A 9,656-nucleotide genomic window follows, 5' to 3' on the forward strand; every position below is an offset into this window, starting at 1 on the left:
GGCTTCCTCTACCCCGGAGACGCTGCCAGCCTCGGATGCGGCACATGCGCTCGCCATGGCCGGCAGGGGGTAGGGGGGGGGGGGAAGCCGGGGCCTGAGCCCCGGCGCCGCGCGTCATCACCGCATGAGTGAAGGCAGGTCTCGCATTACGTCCAGGATGCTCTCGCGCAGAATGCTGCCGATCCTGGCAATTTCCCCCTCTGTCAGGACCAGTGGCGGAGAGAGGATCAGGATATGGCCCAGAGGGCGCGCAATCAAACCTTTCTCCTGGGCCTTGCGGGCGACCAGCATGCCGATATTGAGTGCTTCGGGGAACAGTACCTTGCTCGCCTTGTCCCGGACGAACTCGATTCCGATCATGAAATGGCTGCCGCGTACTTCGCCGACGATGTCGATATCTCCCAGGGCGCGTAGGGTGTTTTCGAACAGCTTGCCGGTCACCCGCACACGCTCGGGAATCTGCTCGGCCTCCATCAGGGCGATATTGGCCAGACCGGCCGCTGCTGCTGCGGGGTGGCCCGCATAGGTCATGCCATGGGTGAAGACACCGTCCGGGCCTGAAATCACCTCATGGATTTCATCGGTCATCAGGGTTGCGGCGAGAGGCTGATATCCTGACGTCACACCCTTGGCGACAGTGATCATGTCAGGCTGTGTTTCGAAGACGGCTTCCGATGCGAAGAAATGCCCCAGACGTCCGAACGCCGTGACCACCTCATCGGCCACGAATTTGATCTCGTAGCGTCGGCACAGCTCCTGAATGCGCTTGTGATAGCCGGCGGGCGGTACGATGACCCCTCCGGCTCCCATGATCGGCTCGCCAATGAAACAGGCGATGTTCTCGGCCCCCAGGCGTTCGATCTGCGTGCGCATGTCGTCGATCAGGGCATCGAGGAACTCGGCCTCGGTCATGTCCGCCCCTTCACGCCAGTAATGCGGCTTTCTCAGGTGATGAACGATCCCCTCCGCCTTGGACCATCCCTTGGAATAGGGCGGAGTTGTCATGGCGATCGAGAGATAGGTCGAGCCATGATAGGCCCCATGACGGCTCAGGACGAGCTTCTTGGTCTTGTGACCGAGACGTTCGTAATAATGATGCAGGATACGCACGGCGCCGTCATTGGCGACCGAGCCGGAATTGGAGAAATGGACGCGGTTGAGATTGCCCGGCGCCAGCGTCGCGAGTTTTTGCGCCAGCGCTGCGGCGGCGGGATGGGTGAAAGTGTAGAAGGTCGAATAGAAGTCGAGCGTCGAGAGCTGCTGGGCGATCGCGTCGATGATTTCGCGTCGTCCATGGCCGACATTGACGCACCACAATCCGCCAATGCCGTCGATCAGGTCACGGCCGTCGCTGTCACGAACCATGGTTCCCTTGGCCGACACGATGGCCGTACGGGCTCCGGGCTTCTTGAGCCCGTTGAGATCGGCCCAGGACTGGACGAGATGGGCGTCGGCGGCGAGAATGGCCTCGGTGGTCTGGGGCAGGACAGGACCGGCTGATCCGGCATTGCTGGCGCCGGTTTCGAAGTTTGTGTCGGGCATGGTTTCTCTCCCTGGACGAACAGGGCTGCGACAGGGCGCAGCGCAACGGATCGAGACTAGGACTGTGAGAAAGGGCGCGTATATCGCCCGAAAGGGGTATGCGCGGATGGAGGATATGCGGCCCGGTCTGCTTGGTGCGGCGATTTCGTGTCTCAGTGGGCCGGATTTCCCGGAGGCATTGCGACTATGGCTCGAGGCCTGTCTGCGTTCGGATAATCTGACCATTCTTGCCTGTGCGCCTGATGCTGCACCGCGTTGTCTTTATTCGCATGCGCAGAGCCGCGCCGTTCATGCCGGGTTCGAAAGCACCTACTGCACCGGGCTTTATCTGCTCGATCCGTTTCACACTCTCGATCGCAAGGCAGCACCGTCCGGGGTGTATCATCTGCAGGACGTGGCTCCAGATCACTTTCACAAATCGGAGTATTACACGCAGTATTATCAGAAAACGGGAATCGTAGATGAGATGGTCTATCTCGTCCGGATCGGTTCTGCGTATTCGGTGCATCTTTGTCTCGGTCGGGACGAGAGCTCGGGCGTCGCGTTCAGCGCCGAGCAGAGAGTAACGGCTGCGTTACTGACCCCGGTGATCCAGGCTCTGGCGATGCAGCACTGGTCCGATCTGGAAATGCACGGGCACGAGCGTGAAGTAGACCGTGCGAGCCTGTTCTGGGCGCGTCTGAAGGAGGGAGAGGGAATCACCCTCACACCGCGACAGGCGCAGACGGCACTATTGATTCTGCGCGGCCATTCATCTGAGTCAATTGCCACGATTCTCGGTGTCAGCCCGCAGACGGTGAAGGTTTTCAGGCGGCAGATCTACGCACGCTGCGGCATTTCCTCCCAGGCCGAGCTTTTCTCGCTGATGATGCCGGTTCTCCTGCGTCTCTCCTGATCGGGAGAGAGGGGGAGACTATTCGTTGGCGCGGGTTCCAGCGCCACACACGCAAGGCTGCTGCGCGGGAGATGACGGGGCGCATTGTTCAGGGCCGGGGCCTGTCGTTACGCGGGTGCGCCGGTGTGCTACCTGGGCTGAGCGCAGGGATGTACTGGCAGTGTTGCGGAGCACGCTCTTGTGTAGGGCGCCCGGGAGCGCCTATCAGATATCAGAACAGGAGATCTTGCGTCGAGGTCGTGACGGCTGTTCGGGCGCACTATAGATCAACAATGCCAATAATGAACGAGACAGACAGCATGGCTGATGAGACGATCGAAGAAAAGCCGCTAATCGGCGATGCCCTGTATCGGGCGCTGATCGGGACCTGGCAATTGCTCTCCTACAGCGTCGAGGAACAGGGCACCGCCTGTATGGTACCTGCCATGGGCGAGGCCCCGCGCGGCCGGGTGATTTTCACGCCTGATGGCTGGGTCGCCTTCAATCTCGAAGGGGAAGGGCGGGTGCCCGCCCAGACCGATGCCGACCGGGCGGCGCTGCTTCAGACCCTCGTTTCCTATATCGGTCGGTATCGTATCGAGGGAAATGCCTGGATCACTCATATCGAGACTGCCTGGGTGCCGGAATGGGTGGGGTCGGAACAAAAGCGTTTCGTCTCGATCCGCGGAGAATTCGCCGACGTATCGACCCCCTGGCGTTTCATGCCCAATTGGGCCCCCGACCGGCTGACCCGCAGCCTTATCCGCTTTCGCAAGATCCAGTCAGACCCTTCCGCCCTGCATATCGCCTGAAGCGGTGCGTTTTCGCGCCCGATGCAGTCAGAAGAGCCGTTATGGTCGCCAGGAGGCGACCTGCCGGAGCACGGGCACGAGCACGGACTGGCAGCGTTTCGTACCGGCGCTGCTGATTGTCCAAGGAGCCTCCTCGCGCTCGAGATAGGTGCTCTGCGCCATTTCCATCTGCAAGGCATGGATATTGTCATGGGGCTGCCCATAATGGCGCGTGGTATAGCCCCCCTTGAAACGGCCATCGATCACATGGCTGAACAGGCTTTGTGACTCGAGCTCCTGTGCCACGAGGTTGCGCAGCTTGGGCGCGCAGGATGCGCCGTCATTCGTCCCCAGATTCAGATCCGGTAACTTCCCCTCGAATAGCCGGGGTACCCGACTGCGTATCGAATGCCCGTCCCAGAGCACGGCCCATCCCCAGAGCGCCTTGAGACGCGCGAGTTCAGCGGCAAGGGCATCGTGATAGGGTTGCCAGAACAGGGCGCGCCGCGCAGCAATTTCCGTCGTATCGGGGCCCATACCCTCATGATAGAGCGGTGCGCCATCGAAGCTGGCCTCGGGTACGAGCCCCGTCTTGGGGCGGCCAGGATAGAGCGTGGCATCGTCCGGGCCGCGGTTGAGATCGATCACGTAGCGGGAATGCGTCGCGGCCAGCACACCGATGCCCAGTTCGGGCGCGAAATCATAGAGCTGCGTCATGTGCCAGTCCGTATCGGGTCTGGCCTGCCCTGTGGCGGTCATGCGCGCCTCCTGGCCGGGAGCAAGAGCCAGCCCGGTATGGGGGAGGGCGATCAGGACGGGCAGTTCGCCCCGGGTGAGGGTGAAGAAGACAGTCTCTGTCATGATGGGGCCTTTTGCGTTTTCAGTGCTGTAACCGTCTGACGACGTCGCGAAAGCGCGCCTGAATGGAGGCTTCCTGAGGATGGTGGCCGTTTTCAATCACCCAGCGGCCTCCCGCCAGGACATTCCGGACAGGAAGCGTGGCGCGGGCGAAGATCATGCCATCGAAGAGCGCGTCATTCTGAAGGTCGGGCAGGGCAAAATCCGCTTGATCCAGAGTACAGAGATCGGCGCGATGATGGAGGGCGAGTTTGCCGCCCCCATGAGCGCAGGCCTGCGCGCCACCTTTGAGCGCAGACTCGTACAGGAAGCGTCCTACCGAGCCGAGCATGCCCTCCGGCAGGGCACAACAGCGCTTTTGGGTGGCCAGGCGACGCCCGTATTCCAGCAGGCGCAGTTCCTCGGCGACCGAGGGCAGGACATTACTGTCCGTCCCGATCCCGAAACGCCCATGGCGGGCGATATACGGCTCCAGGGGGAAGAAGCCGTCGCCCAGATTCGCTTCGGTCACGGGGCAAAGACCCGCCACGGCGCCGGAAGCAGCCAGACGCAGGGTTTCGTCGTGATCCAGATGGGTGGCGTGAACGAGGCACCAGCGATGATCGACCGGAACCTCATCCATCAACCAGGCTACCGGTCGCCTGCCGAGATAATCGAGGCACTCCGTTACCTCACGCTGCTGCTCGGCGATGTGGATATGGATCGGCAGATCGGGGGCGATCATGCCCAGCATTTGTGCAAGATTCTGTCGGTCGACAGCGCGCAGGGAATGCAGGGCCAGCCCGTGCTGCACCATGATATCGCCCCCATGCCGGGCAGTGATGGCGCCCAGGATTTCGGCAATGAAATCGGGATCGCTGCGGAAACGCGCCTGTTCGGGGGCCAGGGCGCGACCGAACCCGGCATGACTGTAGAGCGTGGGCAGGATCGTGATGCCGATACCGGCTTCTTGCGCCGCATCGATGACGGCCAGGGCCATTTCCGCCTTGTTATCGTAGGCGTTTCCATCGGGCGTGCGGTGTAGATAGTGAAACTCGCCAAGCTGGGTGAACCCGGCCTTGAGCATTTCCAGATAAAGCTGAGCAGCAATGGCGCGCATGTCGTCCGGTGTGACACGCAACGCAAGAGCGTACATCTGCTTGCGCCATGTCCAGAAGGAATCCGCCGGGTCCCGCCTTGTTTCAGCCAGTCCCGCCATGGCGCGCTGAAAGGCATGGGAGTGGAGGCTGGCGAGAGGCGGCAGGGCGATATCACACAGGGTGTCGCCGGGCTGCGGCTTCTGATTGGCCTCGATATGGGTGAAGCGGCCATGGCTGTAGGACAGGCGTACATCGTGCCGCCAGCCTGACGGGAGAAAAGCCTGCCGCGCGAAAACCGCGCCACCCTGATCGGTCTCACCCATGACATACCCCGAAATGGCTGGTCAGCGCGATTGTCGTTGCGCGTTCATACTCTAATAACTAGACATGTATAGATAAGTCAGGTCAAGAAGAAGGTTGCCGATCATATGTGGGACAGGCTCTGGATCGATGTGCATCTGGCCACAATGGATCGCGGCGTGGCTACCGGCTTGGCTTCTGGTATGGCCACCGGCCTGTCTCCCGTGTCCGATCGCGTTACGGAAGCGGACGGAAATCTCGGTATAGTGCGTGATGGTGCCCTTGCCGTCCGGAACGGGCATATCGCATGGGTGGGGCCGCGCAGCGCCTTGAAAGCGGCTCCGGAAACCCTGGCACGCGAGGTCATCTCCTGCAACGGCCACTGGATGACGCCGGGTCTGATCGATCCGCACACTCATCTGGTTTATGCGGGCGATCGCAGCGGCGAATTCGCCGAGCGTCTCGAGGGTGTTTCCTATGAGGCCATCGCTCGGCGCGGGGGCGGGATCCTCTCTACCATGAGGGCCACGCGTGAAAGCAGCGAAGACGAGCTGCTCGCAGTTTCCCTCAAGCGGGCGCGGGCTCTGGTGGCGCAGGGTGTTACTACCGTCGAAATCAAATCCGGCTACGGTCTGACCCTGCGGGACGAGATGAAGCAATTGCGTGTGGCGCGTCGTATCGGTGCATCCCTTGGCCTGCGTGTGCGGACCAGCTTTCTGGGGGCTCATGCTGTTCCACCCGAATATGCCGGGCGTCGCGCGGCCTATGTTGCGCATCTCTGCGAGGATATTCTTCCAGCCGTGGTCGAAGCCGGTCTGGCTGATTACGTCGATGGATTTTGCGAGGGAATCGCCTTCCAGCCTGAGGAGATTGCGCGCCTGTTCGAGACCGCTCAGGCTCTGGGACTGTCGGTGCGTCTTCATGCCGATCAGCTCTCCGATCTGGGGGGAGCCGGGCTGGCTGCCCGTTTCGGGGCGCTGTCCGCCGATCACGTGGAATATGCCAATGAGACGGGGATCAGCGCCATGGCGCAGGCCGGTACGGTCGCCGTGCTTCTGCCGGGGGCATTCTATTTCGTCCGGGAGACGCGCCTGCCGCCGATCGACGCGTTTCGTCGTTACGCTGTGCCGATGGCGCTGGCGACGGATTGCAATCCGGGGACATCGCCTGTGCTTTCTCCTACGGCGGTGATGAACATGGCCTGCACCCTGTTTCGCCTCACCCCGAGTGAGGCCCTTCTCGGGCATACGCGCCATGCAGCGTCGGCGCTCGGGCTTTCCGCTGTTTGCGGAGCGCTGGCGCCTGGCCTGGCAGCCGATATGGCGGTGTGGGACGTGAGCGCCCCGCATGAATTATCCTACTGGATTGGCGGCGTGCGCCCCGTTGGGCGGGTGTTCGGGGGGCAGCCCGATTGACGGCGCATTTCGCCAGGCTGATGGACCATGGCCATGATGCGCCGCGACCCGGTATAGACGGTAATGATTCCTGACCATGATGAGAGGCGCAAACGGGTGAGCACAGTTCTGGGCAAAGACAGGCCGGCCGCACGATACGAGCAGGTGAAAGCCTATATCATGGAGCGGATCGAAGGCGGCGAGTGGGGCGTGGGTCATCGCCTGCCCTCCGAAAGCGAGCTTGTCGAGATTCTGGGTGTCTCGCGCATGACCGTGCATCGCGCCCTGCGCGAACTGACGAGCGAGGGGATCGTAACGCGGGCTCAGGGTGTCGGTACCTTCGTGGCCGAACCTGCCCAGCAGGTGGAATTGCTCGAGCTGCGTGATATTGCCGAGGATATTGCCGCGAATGGTCATCGCCACACCACGCGTATCGTCACGCTCGAGGCGATACGCGCTGACAGCGATCTGGCCATGGCCTTCGGGCAGAGGCCGGGCGCGCGGCTCTTTCATTCCATCATCGTGCATTACGAGGACGAGACCCCGCTTCAGGTGGAGGAGCGTTTCGTCTCGCCTCACTTCGCGCCGGATTATCTCGAACAGGATTTCACTCTTTCGCATCCGCATCGTCATCTTTCGGCCATCGCCCAGCCCGAGGAAATCGAGCATGTGGTTTTCGCCGTGACCCCAAGCCTTGCCATCTGTTCCCTGCTCGACCTCGATGAGCCAGAGGCCTGCCTGCAGCTCATGCGTCGCACCTGGGTGGATGGGCGCGTGGTGATGAAGGGGATTTTCACCTATTCCGGCAGCCGATACAGTTTCGTTGGGCGGTATCGTCCCTGATCCCTAGTCAGAAAGTGTTTCTGCCACGAATCTACGCGCCGTTCGTAGCCCGCATGGTAAGGCGGCGCGTCCTGGCTATCGGGCACTTTCAATAGCCTCCATAGCTGTTGGTTCAGCGCGTCTGTGAAGGCGCGGGGTGGGTGACGTCCGGTCGTTTGGATGTCGTGACAATTCCTGATTGACAATCCTCGATCACCTGAAGCACCTTAACATGTATATACAAGTTAAGGTCAGGAATTGTCATGTGCTCCCGGTTTGCCTCACCCGACACTGCGTCCCTTCCCGCATCCTCTCCCCGTCTTGCCAATGACCGCGTGATACGCGCGGCCACGGGCACGACGCTCAGCGCCCGTTCCTGGCAGACAGAAGCGGCCTTGCGGATGTTGATGAACAATCTCGATCCGGACGTGGCCGAAAAGCCCTCCGAACTCGTCGTCTATGGCGGTATCGGGCGGGCAGCACGCAACTGGGCGTGCTACGACCGGATCGTCGAGTCCCTGACTGCGCTGGGCGCCGATGAGACCCTCCTGGTCCAGTCGGGCAAGCCGGTCGGCGTGTTCCGGACCCATGAAAATGCGCCCCGGGTGCTGATCGCCAACTCAAATCTTGTGCCGCATTGGGCAAATTGGGACCGGTTCAATGAACTCGATCGTGCCGGGTTGATGATGTACGGCCAGATGACGGCCGGTTCATGGATCTATATCGGCAGCCAGGGTATTGTGCAGGGCACCTACGAGACTTTCGTCGAAATGGGGCGCCAATCCTATGGCGGTTCCCTGGCAGGGCGCTGGATCCTCACGGGCGGGCTCGGGGGCATGAGCGGGGCTCAGCCTCTGGCAGCCGTCATGGCCGGGGCCTCGATGCTGGCCGTGGAATGTGAAGCGAGCCGTATCGAGAAGCGTCTCGAAACGGGTTATCTGGACCGCAAGACCCAGTCGCTGGATGAGGCGCTGGAGTGGATCGACGCGGCCTGTCGGAACAATCGGCCGGTTTCGATCGGATTGCTGGGGAATGCGGCCGAGATCTTTCCCGAGATATTGCGGCGGGGGATCCGACCGGATGCCGTAACCGACCAGACCTCGGCGCATGATCCGCTCAATGGCTACCTGCCTGCCGGATGGACGCTCGATCAGGCCGCACAGAAACGCGTCACGAACCCCGCCGAGGTCGAGCAGGCCGCGAAGCAGTCGATGCGGCTTCAGGTCGAGGCGATGGTCGGCTTCCACCGGCTGGGTGTGCCGACCTTCGATTATGGCAATAATATCCGGCAGATGGCGTTCGAGGTGGGCTGTGAAGAGGCGTTTGCCTTCCCCGGCTTTGTACCCGCCTATATCCGGCCGCTTTTCTGTCGCGGTGTCGGACCGTTCCGCTGGGCGGCGCTTTCGGGCGATCCGGAGGATATCTACAAGACCGATGCCAAGGTGAAGGAGCTGCTTCCGAACGATAAGCATCTTCATAACTGGCTCGACATGGCCCGGGACAAGATCCAGTTCCAGGGTCTTCCGGCCCGTATCTGCTGGGTCGGTCTGGGTGATCGCCATCGTCTGGGCATGGCCTTCAACGAGATGGTTGCCAAAGGGGAGCTCAAGGCCCCCGTCGTCATCGGCCGCGATCACCTCGATAGCGGCTCGGTGGCCAGCCCCAATCGAGAGACCGAAGCCATGCGCGACGGCTCGGATGCGGTGTCGGACTGGCCCCTTCTTAACGCCCTGCTCAACACGGCTTCGGGTGCGACCTGGGTCTCGCTGCATCATGGCGGTGGCGTAGGCATGGGCTTCTCGCAGCATGCGGGAATGGTCATCGTGGCGGACGGAACGGAAGAGGCCCGGTCGCGGCTCGAGCGCGTCCTGTGGAATGATCCTGCGACAGGCGTCATGCGCCATGCTGATGCCGGTTACGAGATAGCGACCGATTGTGCGCGTGAGCAGGGGCTGAACCTGCCGATGATCACCTCCGTCAAGTCGTAAGGAACACG

8 protein-coding genes are annotated in these 9,656 nt (G+C 61.8%); 5 read left to right on the plus strand and 3 right to left on the minus strand.

Annotation, left to right across the window (positions count from 1 at the left end):
* Positions 1–117: 117 nt before the first annotated feature.
* Positions 118–1,542 (minus strand): aminotransferase class III-fold pyridoxal phosphate-dependent enzyme, encoded by a 1,425-nt coding sequence (locus C0V97_RS06690; protein ID WP_127101850.1) that lies wholly within the window; start codon positions 1,540–1,542, stop codon positions 118–120.
* A gap of 115 nt (positions 1,543–1,657) precedes the next feature.
* On the opposite strand from C0V97_RS06690, the gene C0V97_RS06695 reads away from it, so the two are divergent.
* Both C0V97_RS06695 and C0V97_RS06700 read left to right on the plus strand, forming a co-directional pair.
* Positions 1,658–2,437: a helix-turn-helix transcriptional regulator gene (locus tag C0V97_RS06695; RefSeq protein WP_199751687.1), complete on the plus strand. Its 780-nt coding sequence runs from the start codon at positions 1,658–1,660 to the stop codon at positions 2,435–2,437.
* Between the two features lie 299 nt (positions 2,438–2,736).
* On the plus strand, positions 2,737–3,228 hold the full coding sequence (locus C0V97_RS06700) for a lipocalin-like domain-containing protein (protein WP_233582016.1): 492 nt from the start codon (positions 2,737–2,739) through the stop codon (positions 3,226–3,228).
* A gap of 39 nt (positions 3,229–3,267) precedes the next feature.
* Here the strand turns inward: C0V97_RS06700 and hutG are convergent, their stop codons facing one another.
* Together hutG and C0V97_RS06710 are read right to left on the minus strand one after the other, a co-directional pair.
* Entirely contained in the window at positions 3,268–4,068 is an 801-nt protein-coding gene (gene hutG / locus C0V97_RS06705) for an N-formylglutamate deformylase (RefSeq protein ID WP_127101853.1), read from the minus strand.
* A 19-nt stretch (positions 4,069–4,087) separates the two neighbouring features.
* Positions 4,088–5,467, minus strand: coding sequence for a formimidoylglutamate deiminase (locus C0V97_RS06710; protein ID WP_127101854.1), 1,380 nt, complete (start codon positions 5,465–5,467; stop codon positions 4,088–4,090).
* Positions 5,468–5,572: 105 nt separating this feature from the next.
* On the opposite strand from C0V97_RS06710, the gene hutI reads away from it, so the two are divergent.
* The 3 genes from hutI to hutU all read left to right on the plus strand — a co-directional run bounded on the left by hutI (position 5,573) and on the right by hutU (position 9,648).
* Positions 5,573–6,859 carry an imidazolonepropionase gene (gene hutI, locus C0V97_RS06715; protein ID WP_127101855.1) on the plus strand — a complete coding sequence of 429 codons (1,287 nt, stop codon included), beginning with the start codon at positions 5,573–5,575 and terminating at the stop codon, positions 6,857–6,859.
* Between the two features lie 96 nt (positions 6,860–6,955).
* The gene (gene hutC, locus C0V97_RS06720; RefSeq protein WP_199751689.1) at positions 6,956–7,681 is read left to right on the plus strand and encodes a histidine utilization repressor; all 726 of its coding nucleotides are present in this window, start codon (positions 6,956–6,958) and stop codon (positions 7,679–7,681) included.
* 242 nt (positions 7,682–7,923) lie between these two features.
* Positions 7,924–9,648, plus strand: coding sequence for a urocanate hydratase (hutU, locus tag C0V97_RS06725; protein ID WP_127101857.1), 1,725 nt, complete (start codon positions 7,924–7,926; stop codon positions 9,646–9,648).
* Positions 9,649–9,656: the final 8 nt, after the last annotated feature.

It is taken from the genome of Asaia sp. W19 (genome assembly GCF_003994335.1).
Classification (GTDB): Bacteria; Pseudomonadota; Alphaproteobacteria; order Acetobacterales; family Acetobacteraceae; genus Asaia.